Below are 19,333 nucleotides of genomic sequence, written 5' to 3' on the forward strand. Positions count from 1 at the left end.
CCGCGCGCCCGGCGGCGTGACGCAGCCGCAGTCGGCCCCAAGCTGAGCCGACAGACTGCCGGCGTCGTCACTGAGTGGCTGGACGAGGCCGGCTGCTGAACACAACCTGCCACACGAGCTGCCGCGACTGAATGCGAGCCGGACATTCCCCGAGCTTCCCTTTCGCAGTGCGCCTTCACCCAGTTCGTCGTGTTGGCGACCTGAGCTGCCCGTGGACAACCTCCCTGCAGACGGCACGGTGCAGGTAATTCTCCAAGCGATCCTTGTCGTGGGCGTTGAAGGATCCCCGATGGTCTTGAGGCCAAGCGTGTGTCGTGATCCGACGAACCGGCTCGATATCAACGAGCGGCGGGGACAGGTGCCTCGCGTACGCAAGCGGACCGGGACGAGCTGGGCCTGAACGGGCGCCTGCCGTCCGAGGTACTGACGCTGGAGCAGCAGGCGCAGCGCGCATACCAGCAGCTGCAGGCCCAGGACGGTGACCTGGCCTACCGCGTGGTGCTGCGCGCGGGCGACGGTCGAGCCACCGGCGACCTGCTCGACGCCTGCCCGGCCGAGCCGAGGCACCGCGAAGACGCGCCACTCGACAAGCGGATAACGCTCCCCTGATGGACACCGCCCGGACCGTCGCCGGGTCAGTGCGAGCTGGCGGGGACGGGCGAGAGTCGGTAGCCGCCCTCATGGGAAACGACGCGGCCGGCCGTGGGCGGTGCGAAGTGGGTGCCCAGGACGAGGGTGTCCGTGTCGGCGAGTGAGGCGAGCAGTGTCCGGCGCGAGGTCTCGGACTGCTCTGGGTCGATGTCGACGCAGGAACCGATGGCCGGGTGGGCGAGCTGGACGGGGTGGTGGATGCAGTCGCCGGTGATCAGTGCCGTCCGGCCGTGGCTGGTCAGCTCGACGGCGACGTGGCCGGGGGTGTGGCCGGGGGTGGGGAGCAGGCGCAGGCCGGGGGCGACGTCGATGCCCTCGGCGGGGACGTCGACGAGGTCGAGCAGTCCCGCCTCCTCGACCGGGATCACGGAGTCGCGGAACATCTGCTCGCGTGCCTCGTCCATGTCGTACCCGGCCCAGAACTCCCGCTCGGTGCGGGAGGTCAGGTAACGGGCGTGGGGGAAGGTGGGCACCCAATCACCGTCCACCTCCCGTGTGTTCCAGCCGACGTGGTCGGCGTGCAGGTGGGTGAGGATCACCAGGTCGACCGAGTCCGGGGGGAATCCGGCGGCGGTGAGGTCCCGAAGGTAGTCGGTGTCCAGGTCGTGCCAGGCGGGGTTGGCCCGTTCCTTGCCGTTGCCGATGCCGGTGTCGACCAGGATGCGCAGGCCGCCGAGGGTGAACGCGAAGCTGTGGCTGTCGATGCGGAGGGTGCCCTCGTCGTCGGCGAAGTGGGGGCGCAGCCAGTCTTGCGCGGCGACGAGGTCCGGGCTGGCGTCGGGCAGCAGCCAGGGCCCGGTGGTGGGCGGCAGGAGAACCTCGTCGATGCGGTGGACGGTGACGTCGCCCACGGTCCAGGAGGGGGCGGCGGTCAGGTCGGTGGCCGGGTGGTTGTGGTGGGCAGTGCTCATGATCGTTCTGTCCTCTGGGTCTTGTTACGGAAGGTCGTTGTGCGCGTGGTGGACTGTCCTGCCCCTTGACACGGTGAGTGCGGCCAGGGCCGCGACGGCGAGCAGGGTGGCGGCGATGGCATAGGCATGGGCGGCGGTGCGCAGCCCATAGTGCTGGGTGGCGGCGCCCGCGGCGATGGCGGGCAGGCTCATGGAGAGGTAGCTGAGGACGTAGTAGGCGGCCAGGGGCGCGGCGCGGTCCTGCGCGTCGAGGGAGGCGAGTGTCATGCGCAGCGCCCCTTGGGAGACGGCGCCGAAGGCGATCCCGGCCAGAGCCGCGCCGCCGTAGACGGCGGGCAGGCCGGCGCCGTGCAGACCGCTCAGCGGCAGGGCCGCGGCGGGAACGACGGCCAGGCTCCCGCCGGTGGCGGCGGCGTACGGCGCCATGCGCCGCAGAATCCACACGGTGAGCGTGGCCGCGGCGGTCAGCGTGAAGAAGACCATGCCGCCGGCCGCGAGCGGGGCACCGGGGGCCACCAGGCGCACGAGCGCCGGCCCGAGGGCGGAGTAGAAACCGCCCAGGGCCCAGACGGCGACGACACCGGTACCGGCCGCCAGCAGAGCGCGACGCGCCGACGGGGGCACGGCGAGCTCAGGGCGCAGCGAACCCAGGGCGCCGGGGTGCGGGCGGGCCGTCTCCGTCGTGAACATGACCGCGACCGCCTGGGCGGCGAAGAGGACCGCCAGCACTACATACACGGTGACCGTGGGGGCGGGCACGAAACGGATGAAAAGGGTGGAGGTCAGGACGCCGGCGGCCATGCCCGCCACCGGTGCGATGCTGTTGGTCAGGGCGGACCGGCCCGGACGCCGGGGGTTTTCCAGGTCGAGGAGGGCCGCGCCCGCGGCGCTGGCGGCCGCGCCGGTGGCCGCCCCCTGCAGGACGCGGCCGGCGATCAGCGCACCGGCGCCGTCCGCCGAGGCCAGCAGCACCATGGAGGCGGCCTCCACCGCCAGGGCGCCCACCAGGACGGGGCGTCGTCCCAGGTGGTCGGAGAGTGCTCCGGTGGTGAGCAGGGCCAGCAGCAGGGCCAGAGCGCAGGCGCTGAACGCCACGGTGATGGCGAGCGCGGACAGGTGCCAGGCGTCCTGGTAATGGGGGTAGAGCGGGGTGGGTGCACTGGATGCCGCGAGGAGTGCGGCCAGGACCGAGGCGTTCAGGACGAAGGGCGCCGCGCGGTTGGCCGTGCGGGAGCGGGCGGCTTGGTAGGGACGGCGTGGCGCGGGAGCTCGGGGTGTGACGGTGGGCATGGGACTCCTCATGCACTAAAAGCAATTCGTTTGCTTTAAGCGACCGTAGGCCCTACGGTGGACTAACGCAAATGCTTAGCTTTTGTAGCTGAAGTGGGCGCTTCGCCGCTTCGGCCCGAGAAGAGAGAGATCCATGTACGCCGTAGAGCTCACCCCGCCGGAAGCGGCCCGCTGGGCCGCCCGCGCCGGGCTCCCGCTGCCTGCCGACCGCCACGCCGCGGTCGCGGCCACCGCCCACCACATCCACTCCGTCGTCGCGGTCCTGCGGGAGCTGGACTTCGGGGACACCCCGCCCGCCCCCGCCTACCGCGCGGAACAGGAGAAGCCCGATGCAGCCGCATGAGCTGTCCCTGACCGCAGCCGCCGAAGCGATCCGGGCACGGCAGCTGTCCCCCGTCGAGCTGGCGGACTCGGTCCTTGAGCGCATCGCACAGGCGGAGCCGCGCCTTCGGGCCTACGTCACCGTCACCGCCGAGCGCACCCGCACTGCCGCGCGTGCAGCCGAACACGACATCGCGGCCGGCCGCTACCTCGGTCCGCTGCACGGCATCCCCATGGGCGTCAAAGATCTGATCGACGTCGCGGGCGTGGCGACAACGGCCAGCTCCCGGGTCCGCGGCGACCACAGTGCGCAGACCGACAGCGCGGTCGCCGCGCGCCTGGCGGAGGCCGGTGCGGTCCTGCTGGGCAAGACGCACACGCATGAGTTCGCCTATGGCCTGACCACCCCACAGACCCACAACGCCTGGGACACAGGCCGGGTTGCCGGCGGATCCAGCGGCGGGTCCGCCGTTGCCGTCGCCGCGGGCATGGCCACCTTCGCCCTGGGCACCGACACCGGCGGATCCATCAGGGTGCCCGCCGCGCTCAACGGGGTCGTCGGCCTCAAGCCGACCTACGGGCTCGTCCCCCGGCACGGTGTCACGTCCCTGTCCTGGTCACTGGACCACGTCGGCCCGATCGCCCGCACGGTCGAGGACGCGGCCCTGGTCCTGGCCGCCCTGGCCGGGCAAGACCCCCGCGACCCCGCCTCCCTGACCACACCCGCCACGGACTACCGGCCGGATGCGGGTACGGACCTGACCGGGCTGCGGGTCGGCGTGCCGCGCACCTACTACTTCGACCACGTCGCCCCCGAGGTCGAAGTCGCCGTCCGGCGTGCCATCGACCAGCTTCAGGCGCTCGGCGCACGCCTCGTCGAGGTGGAGATCCCCATGACGCGCTACATCCAGGCCACCCATTGGGGTCTGATGGTGCCCGAGGCCACCGCCTACCACGCGGGCACCCTGCGCACGGTCCCCGAGCTCTACCAGGACGACGTCCGCGTCCTCCTCGAGGCCGGCGAACTGATGCCCGCCGGAGACTACCTGCGCGCCCAGCGCTCCCGCACCCTCATGCGGCAGGAATGGGCCCGCATGCTCACGGAGGTCGACGTGATCGCCGCCCCCACCGTCCCGGCGACGGCCGTCAAGGCAGGCCAGGAGGCGATCACCTGGGCCGACGGCACCGTCGAGGGCGTCTCCGACGCCTACGTGCGCCTGTCGTCCCCCGCCAACATCACCGGAGTACCGTCCCTGTCCATGCCGGTCGGCCACGACACGGCCGGGCTGCCGATCGGCATGCAGCTGCTCGGGCGACCGCTCCAGGAGAGCGTGCTCCTACGGGTCGGCCACGCCTACGAGCAGACCCAGCCCGCCCCCGACCTCGCACACGCGGCGTGAACGAAGGGCGGGACCCGGCAGCATCGCATGGGCAGGGTGAGTGTCCGACGGCTCTGCCGCAGCCGTCGGACACTCACCCGCTCTCGACGACGCAGCCTGCGCGGACATTCCCCGAAAGCGCCCGAGCGGTGACGGCGCCGAGGCTGATGGAGCGGACATACCGCACCGCGCATCCCGCAGCGCGGAAGGACGACCAGCCCAGCGCCTGGACGACGTCTTTTGTGCGCACGAGGGGACGGATCACGCCCGCGCCATGAAGGTCTCCTCCCTGCGGGCGTGCACCGAGGCGGCGCTGAACCACACGACTCGCGGCGAGAGAGGCCGTCGAACGGTGGCCCAGCGGGTCACTAGACGCAATGATTTCGCTTTGAGGCGGGTCCCATGAGCAGGCAGATGGTACGCCCTGGTGGGCGCAGCGCCCGGGTCCAGGCATCGGTGCACGCCGCCGTGCGCGAACTCGCCTCGGAGGTGGGCCGCGACGCCCTGACGGTACCGATGATCGCCCAGCGCGCGGGCGTGACACCGTCGACGATCTACCGCCGCTGGCGGGATCTGCAGGAGCTGTTGTCGGACGTGGCGGTCGAGCGTCTGCGGCCCGAGACCGCGCCCGGGGACCACGGTGCCCTGCCACCCGACCTGACGGCCTGGGCCGAGCAGTTCCTCGACGAGATGTCCTCCCCCGCCGGCCGCGCCTACATCCGTGACGCCCTGCTCGGCGACCCGGACGGCAGCAACGCCGGCCAGTGCTCGGCCTACGCCGCCGAACCCCGTCTGGGCGGAAGAGCATGCGGTACATCAGCGGGGCGACGACGCCGTCGATGACCGTCTCGACGTCCGGCGTCTTCTCCCCGCGTTCTGTCGCACGGGTGAGGATGACGTCACTTGATACGGATCTCGGCGAGCTGCAAGCGGTACCGGGTGCTCTCGTCCGAGGCGGGCTTGCCGAGCTTCGAGGCTTTCAGGCGCACATAGCGGCCTGTCGCGGAAGTGAGGGTGTAGGTCTGAGCGGCTCCGCCCGGGTTGGGTTCGGCGGTGATGGTGCGGGCGGTGGTGTAGGTGCTGGATCCGTCGGGTCGGGTCTGGATGGTGAAGTCGACGGGGAAGCCGGCTGTGCCGCCGCCGGCTGCGCTGGTGTCCGTGCGGGGGTGGAGGGTGACGGAGTTGATCGCCCGGTCGGCGCCGAGGTCGATCTCTATCCACACCGGAGTGGCGCTGACGTCGGCCGAGGAAAAGTCGATGCTGGTGAAGCCCCTGGCACCGGTCACGCTGGTGAGGGCGCCGTCCAGGAGCCGTGTCTTGCCCCAGTCGCCGTTCTCCAGGGTGTAGTTGGCGGTGACGGCGGTCGCGGCGGTGGGGACGGTGAGTTCGGCGAGCTGGAGGCGGTACTTGGTTGTCTCGTCGATGGGAGGGATACCGAGCTTGGTGGCCTGCAGGCGCACGTAGCGGGCGGTCGTGGTCTTGAAGCCGTACGTCTGCACGAGCTTGCCCGGGTTGGGCTCGGCGGTGACCGTGCGAACGGTGGTGTAGGTGCTGGATCCGTCGGGTCGGGTCTGGATCGTGAAGTCCACGGGGAAGCCCGCCGTGCCGCCGCCGACAGCCGGGGTGTCGGTACGTGGGAAGAGCCGTACGGCGTCGAGGTCGGTGTCGGTGCCGAGGTCGATCTCTACCCAGACGGGGTTCGCGCTGACGTCGGGGGAGGGGAAGTCGATGCTGGTGTAGCCCTGGGTGCCGGCCATGCTGGTGAGCTTGCCGTCGGTGAGCCGGTTCTTGCCCCAGTCGCTGTTCTCCAGGCTGCTGTTGCTGGTGACGGGCCGGCCCAGGGCGACGTTGTCGAGGCGGCCGGCGCCGGTGACCGTGAACGTCCAGTTGCCCGGTTGGAGGGTGAAGTAGACGTACGAGGAGTCCTTGCTCGCGTAGCTGAGGCCCGAGACGCTGCCGGTGGAGGCGCCGCCTGTGAAAACCGTGGTTCCGCTGGTCTTGATGACCGGTGAGGAGCCGCGGTACGTCGGGACACCCACCCGCGCGGTCGTCGCACCAGGGGAGGTGAGGGTCAGGGTGACCTGGTCGCCGTCGCGCGTGATGCCGAAGCGGATGTCGCCCTTGACGGTCGGCGTGACGGTGTTGATCTTCGTGAGGGTGCCGGTCTGCGGAATGACGTCGTACGTCTCCCAGCCGGGCTTGGTGGGACGGACGCCGGCGGCATAGGCGGACAGGGTGTACAGGGGACCGCCGTTCCAGGCGTGATTGTCGGTGCCACCGGACTTGTCCCATACCTCCCACAGTGTGTAGCAGGTGGGGTCGGCGACCTGGGCGGCGTAGCGGTTGCGCATCCGCTCCTCGGCGATGGTGGCCGCTCCCATGAGGTAGAGCGCTTCGAGGACGTAGAACTCCATGTAGGGGCTGGCGTTGAGGTGGGTGCGCAGGACATCGGTGATCGCCCGGTAGCGGGAGGCGGCCGCGAGGCCGGCGACGACGGCGAGGCCGTTGGCGCGGTCATCGGTGTCGCCGGTGTAGCCGGGTGAGCGGTACTCGTTCCTGGAGGTGTCCCACAGGACCCGGTCGAAGCTGGCCTTGATGCTGTCGCGCTTGGCCTGCCATGCGGCGACGTCGCCGCTGTTGCCGCTGAGGCCGGCCAGCGTGACGGCCGTGCCGAGGGCCAGGTAGTACCAGCAGTTGTCCAGGACGCGGGCATCGATGTTGCTGCCCCAGTCCTCCCAGTCCCAGTCCCCGGCGCGGTGGCTGACCAGCCCGGCCGAGTCCAGGCTCCACAGGTTCAGGTACGCCTTCACCGCCGGGTAGGTGCCGGAGACGGCGTCGGAGTTGCCCGTGTAGAGGTGGTACGTACCGAAGGCCCACACCGAGGCGAGCATCTGGACGGGCAGTTCAGCGGTCCAGATGGTGGACGGGACCGGCGAGTAGAGCACGCCGCTGGGCTTCTGCCAGGCGGTCAGCTGGGCGATGGCCTTGGCGCCGAGGGCGTGGGAGCGGGTGTCGAAGGTGTAGAAGCCCTCTTTGAGCTGGTTGACCACATCGCCCCACCACTGGGCGCGCTCGCGGGTGGGGCAGTCCATGTAGTTGTCGCGCATGTTGACGTACATCGTGCGCGCCGCCTTGCCCCACAGGGCGTCGAAGAAGGGCTCGTTGCTGCTGAACGATCCTGCGAAGTCGGTGTCGTAGCCTGACTCCCGGTACTTCAGATCCAGAATGGTGACGCCGGCGGGGATCGTGTACTTCACCGCCGTACCGCTCATCCAGGTCAGCGCCTCGAACTCCTGGACTCCGCCCATGCAGACGTAGGTGGCGCGGATGTTGTTCTCCGCCCCGGGTGTCAAGCCGGTCAGGCCGTCGCCGTCGGCGTAGTGGTCGGTCTGCATGCCGATCACCGCGCCGGCCGGAGCGTCCACCTTCAGATACGGCGTGACCTGGAGGTTCGAGGGCAAGGTGGCAGTGATGGCGGTGGCGCCCTGACCCGTGGACGGCAGCGACGACGCGTTGCCGTAGGACCTCAGGCCCGAGTACCGGAACTGCGGGACCGGCCGCCGGACGAGATCGTTCCAGGGCGCGGTACCTGCGGCTCCGAAGTCCGTGGGGGCGCTCCACGAGCTGTCGTCGAAGCCGGCCGACTCCCAGGCGGTCATGGCGGTGGCGTTGCGGGCGTCGTAGTAAACGTTCGACTCGGGCAGGCGGAAGTTGACCTGCGTGCCGGTGGTGTTGTTGGAGTAGCCCGGGTGGACGGTGTGCTTCCAGTTGGTGTCGCTGACGACCCGGGTGGTGGTGGAACCGGTGGTGATGTCGGACTGGAACAGCAGACCGCCGCTGCCGCTGCTGCTGTGCGAGAAGCCCTGCTTGCCGAAATACCACACCAGCAGCGCCACCGTGTTGCGACCGCTCGTGAGGTACGGCGCCAAGTCGATCTCGTCGTAGTAGGTGCCGGTCCGGTTGGGGCCGCGCTTGAGCTGACCGTCGAAGACAACGAGCGTGCCGTTGACCCACAGCCAGTACTTGGAGTCCGCCGCGATCTGCGTCACCGCCTTCGACGGAGCGGTGCTCACAGTGAACGATCTGCGGAACGCCACCCACTGGTTCGTCGAGCTGGACGGAGCCCAGATCCACCTCGCGGTCCAGGAAACGGCGGCCGACGCCGGGGCAGCGAGTCCCGGCAGGAGCGCTGAGCCGAGAGTGGACGCGAGCGCCACGGCTATGGCCGAGCGCAAGGCGGACCGACGCGTTACAGAGGACATGAGGGCTCCTGCCGTCGATGTGCGGTGGGGCTACGGATGAGGAAGCATTTCGACGACCGGGAAGAGAGTGCGGTCGCGGGGACGTTGAGTTTGAATCGTTTCATTTCGGTGTTTGCAGCGGGAATTCTTTGCCGCCGCGCGAGACGGTGTCAAGGCCCGTGCAGTGACTGTCTCTTCAGTTGCCGAGATGGCCGAGCGCACGACTGCCGATATCGCCGGAGTCGGTCCTGCTTGTGCGACGACATGCGTAACCGCTGTTGGGGGAGGGTGGCGAGGCTGATTGAACAACCCCTGCGGTAGCGTCCCGGATGAAATCGCAGAGGTAAGGGTTGGGGTGGCGACCCCGCGAGCGCCCTCCTGGATCGACGTGGTGGAACAGATGGATGGGGCGCAGGTACAGCTGGCGCGGGAGAACCCGGCCGAGCCGAGGCTTCCGGCTTCCAGGGCCGGTCGTTCGGCTTCGAGACGAAGATCGCCGACGGGTGAACCGGACTTGGCTGGCCGGGTGTGAGCGATGTCGGCAGCCTCAAAGTACGTGCACTGAGCGCCCGGAGCGGCCGTGACCGTGAACCTTACGATGCCGGCGAACCGCACCCTGGGTGGCGAGCCCTTGGACGCAGTCGCGCCGTGAGGACACGATGATGTCCCAGCGGCCTCAGGCGCGGCCGACGGGGTTGTTGTGGGCATCGACGCCTGCCGGGCTACCACGCTGCCGGGCCGACCTCCGGCCTGAACCTCACCTTTCACGAAGCGCCGCACCCTGTTCGTCAGGGTGGTGAATCAGGAGACTGCCCGTCGTGAGCCGGCCCGGGGCGTCCTCACCGTCCAGCAGAGAGCAAGACATGGACGAACCCCGGGAATCCAGCTAGGAGGAACGCGGGTGGCCCGATGTCTGGAGCCGTCGGCGCCTCAATACCCGCGCTTGCCTCAGTGCCGGGCGGTGCTCACACGGGTCAGTGCCGGGCGAACTGGACCCGCGTCGATTGCAGGACGTTCGGCAGCACCGCGAGTCCGCTGACGGTCAGTTGTTCGCCGTAGATGTCGGTGACTCTGATCGCCTTGCCGCAGCCGTTGCCGTCGGCGGAGATGAAGTAGTTGAAGCTGGTACGGGGCAACTGGCGCCAGCCGTTCCCGGTGCTGACCTCGAGCCTTACGACCGGGTTGCGGTGGCCGACGACCTGGATGCCGCACCAGTAGGCGCTGGATCCGGTCTTGTACCTGATCGACATCGTGCCGAGGGAGCTGGGGCTCACCAGGCTCCAGGTGATGGGGAGTCGGCCGACCTTGAGGTCGGCGAGTTCGGCGAAGGCCTGTTGGCTGAGGTCGATCTGCCCGGGTGCGCAGGGCAGGGGGCATTCGTTGGTGATCCGCACCGTGACGGACTTGCCGTTGGCCGCGCGGACGAGGACGTAAGCGCCGCAGGCTCTGGAGGTTTCGTAGTCGGTGGTGTTCATCGCCGCGATCATCATGTCCGGACTGGGACCGAACAGACAGGCCCCGTCCCCGGCACCCGCCTGGTAGGCGGTGGCGACGCCCTGATACAGGGTATGGGGCCGGATTCGCCCTGCCGATGGGGGTGTGGTGGACCCGCGCGAGGACTTCTGGGCGCCCTTGGACGGGGACTTCGCGGCCTTGGGTGTGGCCGTGGTCTTCGGGCTGGCGGAGCCGCTTGCGCTCGGGCTCGACGACGGGCTGGGCGTCGCGCTGGGAGACGCGGTGCCGGCGGTGCCGGCGGCTTTCGGTTGGGTGGTGACCAGGGGGGAGGCCGCGGCCGGCCCTGCATCGACCTTGTGGCCGGGGAGCAGAGCCATGACCAGGTAGGCGAGAACGCCCGCTGCGGTCAGCGCCGCCGCGGCGCCCAGTACGAGTCTGCGTCTGTGCCTGCGCTGCCGCGCGACCTGCCTCGTTGTCGCCATTACCTGTCCGTTCAGGATCGAGCCGATGGTGCACTGGTCAGTGGCCGTCCACAGCGAAAAGGTTGCCGACGACTTTGCGTGGCCCAAGGGTCGTCTGTCGGGCGCAGGAGGGAGCCTGAAGACCGGGAGCGCTTCCGAGACCGGACGGTCAAGTCCGGTGCAGGCAGCCTGTGTGGCTCAGGTCGACTCGCGGACGACCAGCTCCGTACGGAGAATGACATGGCGATAGGCCACCGACGGCTCCTCCATGTCCTCCAGGAGCAGCCGGATCATGGCCCGGCCCATCTCCTCCAGCGGTTGACGCACCGTCGTGAGCCGCGGCCTTGTGCGCTGGGCCAGGGGGAAGTCGTCGAAGCCGATCACGGCGACGTCCCGCGGCACGCGTCGTCCTGCCCCGCGCAACGCCTGGAGAGCCCCTGCGGCCGTGGTGTCCGACGCGGCGAGAACGCCGTCGATCTCCGGGTGCCGTGCGAGTAGTTCGGTCATGGCGCGGCGTCCGCTGTCCTGGGTGAAGTCGCCTTCGGCCACCAGGGACTTCTCGCTGTTCAGGCCGGCCAGTGCCAGAGCGTCCTGATAGCCGCGGAGTCGGCACTGGGCGGCGTCCATGTCCAGTGGGCCGGTGATGGTGGCGATCGTCGCGCGGCCCCGCGAGACCAGGTGGGAGACGGCGCTGCGGGCGCCCCCCACGTTGTCCGCGTCCACGTAACTGACGTACTCGTCGCCCGAGCGGCGACCCAGCATCACCGTCGGCAACCGCGCCTCGGCAAGCATGTCCGGCAGCCGGTCCCCGGCGCGCACGGACAGCAGCAGGACTCCGTCAACTCGGCTGCCGCGCGCGTATTCCAAGAAGCGCTTCCGATCGGCGTCCGAGCGGACCAGGGTCAGCATCAGCTGCATCCCGAAGTCCGCCAGCGCGTCGCCGAGGGAACGGACGATCTCGGAGAAGAAGGGCTCCGCGAACACTCTCCAGTCGGGTTCGGTCAGGACGAGAGCGACGGCATTGCTTCGCTGGCCGGCCAGGGAGCGGGCCGCGAGATTGGGGACGTACCCCAGTTCCTCGATGGCTTGCTGCACGGCTCGGCGCGTCGATGCCTTCACGCCTGCCGCGTTGTTGATGACGCGGGAGACGGTGCCCCGGCCCACCCCTGCGTGCGCGGCCACCTCTTCCAGCGTCGGCGTGCCGGGGCGTCGCGTGCCCATGACCACCTCCCCCATGAGATAGCCGATCTTACGGGCCGGAAGAACCGGGCACACGCCTTCCGCGCGGAACCCGTGCCGTGTCAGCCAAGGGGATGTGGGGTTGCTGCTTGTTGCGGAGTGTCTGCTCTGCGCTCTTCGTCGGATACGGCGAGGAGCTCCGGGAGCGGAGGAGCTCCGGAGGGGGAGGGGCTCCGGGAGGGAGGGGAGGAGCGAGGCCCGCCCTGTCGGCATGTGGGCGGTTGGGCGAGCCCGGACGGAAGAACCCTCCCGTGGGTTACGCGATGGTGCAGGACGTTCCGTTGAGGCTGAAGGCGGCCGGCTTGACGAAGCTGCCACTGTAGGTGCCTTGGAACCCGAAGGAGACCTGTCCGCCTGGTGTGATGGACCCGTTGTGCGCGGCGTTCGTGGCCGTTATGGCCCCCGTCGACGACGAGACAGTGGCATTCCAGGCGTTGGTGATCCTCTGACCGGAGGGCAGCGTGAACGCGAGGTTCCAGCCGTTGACCGGGGAGGAGCCGGTGTTGGTCACGGTGACGTCGGCAGTGAAGCCGTCCTGCCAGACGCTCGTGCCGTAGGCCACCTTGCATGCGGCGGGACCGCTGGGGGTGCCGGGGCCGCCAGGGGTGCTGCCCCCGAGGTTCACCGTGGAGGAGAAGGAGTTCACGGCCAGGCCCGCGCCGTTCTGCCAGGGCTCGAAACCCGCCTGAACGCTCGTCAGGTACCAGCTGTCCTGCGCGAGTCCGCGGGAGACGGCCTGCCGGACGAAGTCCATCACGTCGAAGTTCCAGCTGTCGATCGCCGACGGGGCGACGAAGGACAGGACGTCGTTGGTGCCGTTGTTGCCCGACCACACCTGCCACTGGCGTCCGGCCACCGTGGCGGAACCGACGGGCGAGCCCACCGGCTGCACGGATCCCACGCGGTTGAACCAGATCATGATCTCGGTGCGGTTCACGCCGTCGGTGCGGGGTGTCGGGTCCAGCCAGATGTCGTAGGCGGCGTCATAGGCCGCACCGCTCACGTAGCTGTAGGAGATGCCCGAGGGCGCGCTCGCGATGGAGCTGAGCTTGGCCGGGAGGTTCGTGCCCGGCGAGCAGTTGGTGTAGTGGCAGCCGTTGTACACGGACGGGTACGACTTCGGGGCCCCGTTCGTCGGGACCGAGCCGTCGGCCTGGGTGATCCTGAAGCCCGAGTTCGTGACGGAGATGCACTGGGAGGCGCTCGTGCCCCAGCGGTTGTTCTGTACGACGTAACGGCCCTGGATCGTGGTGCTGCCGAACTCCTCGCAGATCGTCGTGTCGGCCTGAGAGGCCGTAGCGCCGGTGAGCAGCGCGGCCAGCGCGACGAGCGTGGTCAGCAGCGCACCGCAGAGCGCGCGCATCCTGCGGACTTGGTGACGTGACGGTTGCATGCGGGTCCTCCGCGGCGGTTGGGGGGAGCTAGGGCTTCTGCATGGAATTGGGAGCGCTCCCAAAGCGAGCTCGCTGGGACTGTAGGAGAGGATCATGTTCCTGACAAGGAGGTCGGCTCTGGTGTCTTGAGGTGATTCCTGAAGCGGTCGGTGGTGCGGGTCGGAATGGGGCTCGACGGATGTCGGGCCCAGGCACCGGGCGGCCCCAAGGGGGAGGGGCCGCCCGGCCGGTGACCCCGTCGCCGGGTGACGGGGTCGCGCACGCGGTCTCAGCGGGGGGCTACTCGAGGAGTTCCGCGTACGAACCCATGGCCAGGGCGATGTCCGCCTGGGCCCAGAACCGGTGGTACGTGAACGACGGCACCGCGCCGCCCTTCAGATAGGCCTCGATCTTCGACCAGGCCGGGTCGCTCTTGTAGAAGGACCGCAGCGAGGCGAAGGTCGAGGAGGAGTTGATCGCGTCCCCGTTCGGCATCGCGCCACTGAAGCTGCTGGGGATGTAGACGCTGTCACCGAACCGGTTGTAGTCCGCCCGGTTCTCCGGCACCGCGATCCCGAGGCTGTCCTGGTAGTTGTTCCACATGCCGTCCAGGAGTGCCTTGGCCGTCGTCTTCGCCGCCGTGTCGCCCGACTTGGCGGCGTAGTAGCTCAGCGTCTTGGCGTACGCGGCGGCCACGCCGACGTCGTTGGTGTAGTCGGCGACGGTGACGTGAAGTCCGCTGTTGGCGCCGGGACTTGACGCGTTCCAGGTGTCGGGCTGGCCCGACCACTGAAGGGTCGACGGGATCTGGTAGGTGCCGTCCGGGTTGATCGTGGTCTTGGACAGCGCCCACTTCACCCACTTGTCGAGGACCGCCTTGGCCTGCGCGTTCCCCGTCTGCTGATACAGCTCGGCCACCCGCTCCATCGACCACGCCTGGAAGCCGAACCACTGGTTGGACGGCGGGTCGTGGTAGACGGGCTGCTGGTCGTAGTACATGCCGTAGAAGGTCGACGTGCCGGCCGGGGGAGTGGCGTAGCGGCCCGCCCAGCTGTTCGTCGCACCGCCCGCGATCGCACCTTCGTCTGACTGGAGCCAGCGGTAGAACTCCAGCTGCCGGCCGAGGGACTTGGCCCAGTCCGCCTGTCCCGTCGCCGACTTCGGCTTCAGATCCGCGTAGGAGCTCAGCGCGTAGGCCGCGAGAGGGTTCTGGTAACCGCCGTGCGCGTGGCTGGAGCCGATGCGCCAGGCCCAGCCCGCCGAGGTGTCGGTCGCGCCGCCCCAGGCGTAGTACCAGGACAGCAGGTAGTGCGAGGCGTCCTTGCCGGTACCCGCCGGGCACGCCGATGAGCCGACGCAGTTGCCGATCTTCTTGAAGTACTTGTCGTACATGGCGTAGCGCAGGTAGTCGCCCATCTTCGCGGCCTTGCCCACGGTCGTGGAGACCTCGGAGCCCTTGCCCTGCTGCTTGGCCCAGACGTCGGCCCAGTACGCGGCCTGCACCGCACGCGCGTCGGCGTCCGGGGCGTCCGTGAACTTCCACTGCTTGGCGTACGACGCGTCACCGGTGAACAGGTCCAGGTACCCGTTCTTCCCGCCGTACTTGAAGGCGTCACAGGTCGGCTGCGGCACCGTCTCCCACACCGACTCCTGCACACCGCGTTGGAAGGTGTTGATGTACGACGGCCCCGTGTCCGTCGGCCCGGCCTCGCACTTGCCCGGCGCGTTGCCGAAGCCGTAGACGTTGTCGACATCCTCAAGCCAGTGCATGCCGTAGATGTCGTCCGTGCCGTACGCCGACTTCAGCTCGCCGGCGATCGGGTCCGAACCGGACGCGACCGACGAGTCGAGTTTCGCCGGGTACTCGTTGGGGGTGTCCAGCTCGGGCGCGTAGGTAGCCGGCTTGGAGGCGTTGTAGAAGGAGTTGGTCGGCTGGTCGGCGTGCGTCGGGATCATGTACTTCTCCATCAGATCCCAGGCGCCGTTGAACTTCGACCAGTCACCCGTCACCTTGCCGTACATCGCCTGCAGCCACAGGAGATAGCTGTACGCCTCCGACGTGGTCTCGTGGCCCTGGTCCGGCGCCTCGACGATCAGCGTCTCCACCGAGTGGTAGGGGATGCCCTCGGGGGAGAAATAGCCGTTCGCCGGGTTCGTGATCTTGCCGTACAGCTCCAGGAAACGGGCGTCGTACGCCTTCGTCGCTCCCAGCTGCGTCACGGTGACCGAGGCCTTGGCCTGCCCGGGGGCCGTCGATTCGAAGGTCGCCGCCCCGGTTCCGGAGGAGTCGGCGGTGATGGTCACCTTCTGGGCGGTGTTCCAGTTCGACGGCGTGAAGGTGAGCGAAGCGCCACCGGTCACCGACAGGCCTGAGTTCCCGCTCGCGCGAGCTGTCGTCACCGTCACGTTCGCGCTCGGCTGCTTCGACAGCTTCACTTCGTACGTGCCCGTCTTGGCCCTGCTGGACCCCCAGTTGGGAGGGTGTGGCGACCACAGAGGGGCCCGAGGCGACCATGATGCCGACCGGTGTGGACTCCGCGGAGGCGCCCAGGCTGTCGTACGCCTTCGCCAGCAGGGAATGACTGCCCACGGTCAAGCTTGAGGCGGAGAGCGTGTACGGCGCTGTCGTGTCCGTGCCCAGCAGTTTGGTGTCGTCGTAGAACTCCACCTTGCTGATCGACGCGTTGTCCGCGGCGGCGGCCGTGGCCGCGAGCGGTACCGCCTCGCCCTGGGTGTAGACGGCGCCCGCGGCGGGGCTGGTCAGCACGGTGATCGGCGGCTGGTGGGCCCCGTTGCAGACGGTGCCGTTGACCGAAAGGGACGTGGGCGCCGCGTTGGCGCCGCTGTAGGTGAACTGGGCGCCGGTAGAGGCGGACGCGCCCGCGGCGATCTTGCCGTTGTAGCCGGCGTCCTTGACGCTGATGTTCTGGCCGGACTGGGACCAGGTGCCGTTCCAGCCGTTCATCAGCTTCTGGTTGCCCGTGTAGCCGTACGTCAGCGTCCAGCCGTCGATGGTGTCCGTACCGCGGTTGGTGATGGTCACGTCCGTGGTGAAGCCGGAGCCCCAGTCGTTCGTCTTGTAGTCCACGCTGCATTGAACGCCCGCCGCACGCGCGGTCGTCGCACCCGTGGCCAGCATCGACAGGGGCAGGGTCAAGACGGCTGCCGCGGCGGTCAACGCCCGCCGAACAGTTCTGCGTTTGTGTCCGGGATCCATGAACTGGTTTCCTCCAAGCGGCTCAAAGCACGGAGAAGCACAAGTCTTGGCCAGTGGGAGCGCTCCCATGATGGGGATGGGGACGGCAACGGTCAAGGAGCTTGAAGAATCGAACACACGAAAGGGTTTAGTTCAAAGGAAGTTCAGCCCTTCCTCTGGGCAACCGCGCCACTTGGCGCTACCTTCCTTCGCACCAGTGGGAGCGGTTCCCGTCAGTCGACGTGCCGGACACGGCGCGCCACACTGCGAGGAGTCGCTCATGCGACACCCTCCACGTTCCTTTCTCCTCGTCACCGCACGCGCCGACACGCTCGTCGCCACAGCGGTGGTTCCCATGATCCGGCTCCGGGAGCAACGCACCGCCGCAGGGCGGAAAGCGCCGTCCGCCGGGCAGTGGGACCACGGCTGAAGGAGCCGTGTCGATGAGCAACACCCAGCTCGAACCCGGTAGTTGGCGGCGCGCCGTCGGTTCTTGCCGACGGCTGCGCACCGAACGAAAGCCGGACGAGTCTCGCTACAACCGACGCGAGGGTCGGCTCACGCTCCCCTGCCCCATGAGCGAATGCCTCCACTCCTCCGGCGATGCTCGAACACAGGGACGCCGGCAGCCCCCGCCCGTTGACCGTCGAGTGGGGAGCGCTCCCAGACCAAGTCTCCTGTGTGTTCCGTACCCGTGCCCGGAGCGCCGGTCGTGGGGGCGGATCGCTGCTCCAAAACGTCCTTGCCCTTCGGCCACGACGCCATGCCGACCCATTACGGATCAAGGTGCGCGATCACCTGCGCGTGCTCCAACAGCGGAGAAATCCTCTAACCAGAAGGGCCCCGTCCTCATGAGTCGCACCAAAACCTCATTGCTCGCAGCGCTCGCGCTGCTCAGCGGGACCTCAGCGGCCGCACTCGTCGCGGCGCCGGCCGGCGCCGTCGCCGGGGCCGCGCCCTGCACCGTGGACTACAAGGTGAACCAGTGGGACACCGGCTTCACCACCGCCGTCACGATCACCAACAACGGCCCGGCCAAGTCGAGTTGGTCGCTGAAGTGGTCGTACGCCGGAAACCAGAGGATCAGCAATGGCTGGAACGCGAAGCTCAGCCAGAGCGGTTCGTCCGTGACGGCCGCCAACGAGAGCTACAACGGCACGCTTCCCACCGGGGGTTCGGCGAGCTTCGGTTTCCAGGCGTCCTACAGCGGGACCAACGACGTCCCGGCCACGTTCACGCTCGACGGCGTGACCTGCAACGTCGACGGCGGGCCGACGGATCCGGGACCGACGGATCCGGGACCGACCGACCCGGGGCCGACCGGCCCCGGCCCGGACGGGCCGAAGGCCGCCAACCCCTATGTCGGCGCCAAGGTCTACGTGAACCCGGAGTGGTCCGCGAAGGCGGCCGCCGAACCGGGCGGCAGCCGCATCTCCAACCAGCCCACCGCCGTGTGGCTGGACCGCATCGCCGCCATCAACGGCGTCAACGGCGGCATGGGCCTGCGCGCCCACCTGGACGAGGCGCTGAAGCAGAAGGGCAGCGGAGAACTCGTCGTCCAGCTGGTCATCTACGACCTGCCGGGCCGCGACTGCGCCGCCCTCGCCTCCAACGGCGAGCTGGGACCGAACGACCTCGACAAGTACAAGAGCCAGTACATAGACCCGATCACCTCGATCCTGTCCGAGTCGAAGTACGCGGGCCTGCGGATCGCCACCGTCATCGAACCCGACTCGCTGCCCAACCTGGTCACCAACGCCGGAGGCACCAACACCACCACCGACGCGTGCGTGACCATGAAGAGCAACGGCAACTACGAGAAAGGCGTCTCCTACGCCCTCGACAAGCTCGGCGCCCTCTCCAACGTCTACAACTACATCGACGCCGGCCACCACGGCTGGCTGGGCTGGGACAGCAACCTCGGCCCGGCGGTGCAGGAGTTCTACAAGGTCGCCACGACCAACGGCGCGAGGGTGGGCGACGTGGCCGGCTTCATCGTCAACACCGCCAACTACAGCCCCGTCAAGGAGCCCAACTTCAAGGTCACCGACATGGTGAACGGGCAGACCATACGCCAGTCCAAGTGGGTCGACTGGAACCAGTACGTGGACGAGCAGTCGTTCGCGCTCGGACTGCGGGACAAGCTGGTAGCCGCCGGGTTCGACTCCGGCCTCGGCATGCTGATCGACACCTCCCGCAACGGCTGGGGCGGCTCCGCCAGGCCCACCGGCCCCGGACCGATGACCTCCGTCGACGACTACGTCAACGGCGGCCGCATCGACCGACGCATCCACGCCGGCAACTGGTGCAACCAGAGCGGCGCCGGAATCGGCCAGCGGCCCACCGCCGCCCCCGCCACCGGCGTCGACGCCTACGTGTGGGTCAAGCCGCCGGGAGAGTCCGACGGCAACAGCGCCGCCATCCCGAACGATGAGGGCAAGGGCTTCGACCGCATGTGCGATCCCACCTACGGCGGCAACGCCCGAAACGGCAACAACCCCACCGGGGCGCTGCCCAACGCACCGCTCGCCGGGCACTGGTTCTCCGCCCAGTTCCAGCAGCTGATGCAGAACGCCTACCCGCCGCTGTCGTGATCCGTTGACGCGGTGACCCGCCGGGGCCCAGCTGCTGCCTTAGCTGTGGCCCCGGCGAATCGTGTGCTCCCGAGCGTGCGCCATCGATCAAGTCGGACGGCGCCGACGTCGGACAAGGCCGTCGTCAGACAACGGCGATGTCGATGGACTTTGCCTTGGTCCGCCGGGCGGCAAGGTTCTCCATCACGCGCTTGCCGACCGGACGGCCGGCGAGCCTCTGGG

At 68.9% G+C, this 19,333-nt stretch carries 10 protein-coding genes and 3 pseudogenes; 5 read left to right on the plus strand and 8 right to left on the minus strand.

The window, feature by feature from the left end; all coding sequences use genetic code 11:
- Positions 1 to 635: 635 nt before the first annotated feature.
- On the minus strand, positions 636 to 1,562 hold the full coding sequence (locus ACFYZQ_RS27395) for an MBL fold metallo-hydrolase (protein WP_389152904.1): 927 nt from the start codon (positions 1,560 to 1,562) through the stop codon (positions 636 to 638).
- Between the two features lie 24 nt (positions 1,563 to 1,586).
- Positions 1,587 to 2,852: an MFS transporter gene (locus ACFYZQ_RS27400; protein ID WP_389152907.1), complete on the minus strand. Its 1,266-nt coding sequence runs from the start codon at positions 2,850 to 2,852 to the stop codon at positions 1,587 to 1,589.
- Between the two features lie 133 nt (positions 2,853 to 2,985).
- Here ACFYZQ_RS27400 and ACFYZQ_RS27405 point away from each other — a divergent pair, with 133 nt between their 5' ends.
- From ACFYZQ_RS27405 to ACFYZQ_RS27415, 3 genes and pseudogenes are all read left to right on the plus strand, one after another.
- A complete protein-coding gene (locus ACFYZQ_RS27405; RefSeq protein WP_389152910.1) occupies positions 2,986 to 3,195 on the plus strand; it encodes a hypothetical protein in 210 nt (69 codons plus the stop codon).
- The gene (locus tag ACFYZQ_RS27410; RefSeq protein ID WP_389152913.1) at positions 3,182 to 4,573 is read left to right on the plus strand and encodes an amidase; all 1,392 of its coding nucleotides are present in this window, start codon (positions 3,182 to 3,184) and stop codon (positions 4,571 to 4,573) included. Before ACFYZQ_RS27405 ends, ACFYZQ_RS27410 begins: the two co-directional genes overlap by 14 nt.
- A gap of 393 nt (positions 4,574 to 4,966) precedes the next feature.
- Positions 4,967 to 5,338: pseudogene (locus ACFYZQ_RS27415) on the plus strand (helix-turn-helix domain-containing protein); the annotation flags it as partial.
- Here the strand turns inward: ACFYZQ_RS27415 and ACFYZQ_RS27420 are convergent.
- The 6 genes and pseudogenes from ACFYZQ_RS27420 to ACFYZQ_RS27445 form a co-directional block, all read right to left on the minus strand.
- Positions 5,337 to 5,453: pseudogene (locus tag ACFYZQ_RS27420) on the minus strand (TetR/AcrR family transcriptional regulator C-terminal ligand-binding domain-containing protein); the annotation flags it as partial. The pseudogenes ACFYZQ_RS27415 and ACFYZQ_RS27420 sit on opposite strands and share 2 nt — an antisense overlap.
- Positions 5,452 to 8,814, minus strand: a complete 3,363-nt coding sequence (locus tag ACFYZQ_RS27425) for a discoidin domain-containing protein (protein ID WP_389152916.1) — start codon at positions 8,812 to 8,814, stop codon at positions 5,452 to 5,454. The gene ACFYZQ_RS27425 and the pseudogene ACFYZQ_RS27420, both read right to left, overlap by 2 nt.
- A 953-nt stretch (positions 8,815 to 9,767) precedes the next feature.
- On the minus strand, positions 9,768 to 10,730 hold the full coding sequence (locus ACFYZQ_RS27430) for an expansin EXLX1 family cellulose-binding protein (RefSeq protein ID WP_389152919.1): 963 nt from the start codon (positions 10,728 to 10,730) through the stop codon (positions 9,768 to 9,770).
- A 177-nt stretch (positions 10,731 to 10,907) separates the two neighbouring features.
- Complete coding sequence (locus tag ACFYZQ_RS27435) at positions 10,908 to 11,930, minus strand: LacI family DNA-binding transcriptional regulator (RefSeq protein ID WP_389152922.1); 1,023 nt, start codon at positions 11,928 to 11,930, stop codon at positions 10,908 to 10,910.
- Between the two features lie 274 nt (positions 11,931 to 12,204).
- A complete protein-coding gene (locus tag ACFYZQ_RS27440; protein WP_389152925.1) occupies positions 12,205 to 13,341 on the minus strand; it encodes a cellulose binding domain-containing protein in 1,137 nt (378 codons plus the stop codon).
- Positions 13,342 to 13,621: 280 nt separating this feature from the next.
- Positions 13,622 to 16,538: pseudogene (locus ACFYZQ_RS27445) on the minus strand (glycoside hydrolase family 48 protein).
- 259 nt (positions 16,539 to 16,797) lie between these two features.
- Here ACFYZQ_RS27445 and ACFYZQ_RS27450 point away from each other — a divergent pair.
- Both ACFYZQ_RS27450 and ACFYZQ_RS27455 read left to right on the plus strand, forming a co-directional pair.
- Positions 16,798 to 16,947 (plus strand): hypothetical protein, encoded by a 150-nt coding sequence (locus ACFYZQ_RS27450; RefSeq protein ID WP_389152928.1) that lies wholly within the window; start codon positions 16,798 to 16,800, stop codon positions 16,945 to 16,947.
- 421 nt (positions 16,948 to 17,368) lie between these two features.
- Positions 17,369 to 19,111: a glycoside hydrolase family 6 protein gene (locus tag ACFYZQ_RS27455; RefSeq protein ID WP_389152930.1), complete on the plus strand. Its 1,743-nt coding sequence runs from the start codon at positions 17,369 to 17,371 to the stop codon at positions 19,109 to 19,111.
- Positions 19,112 to 19,333 lie beyond the last annotated feature (222 nt).

This window comes from Streptomyces sp. NPDC001843, assembly GCF_042891955.1.
Classification (GTDB): Bacteria; Actinomycetota; Actinomycetes; order Streptomycetales; family Streptomycetaceae; genus Streptomyces.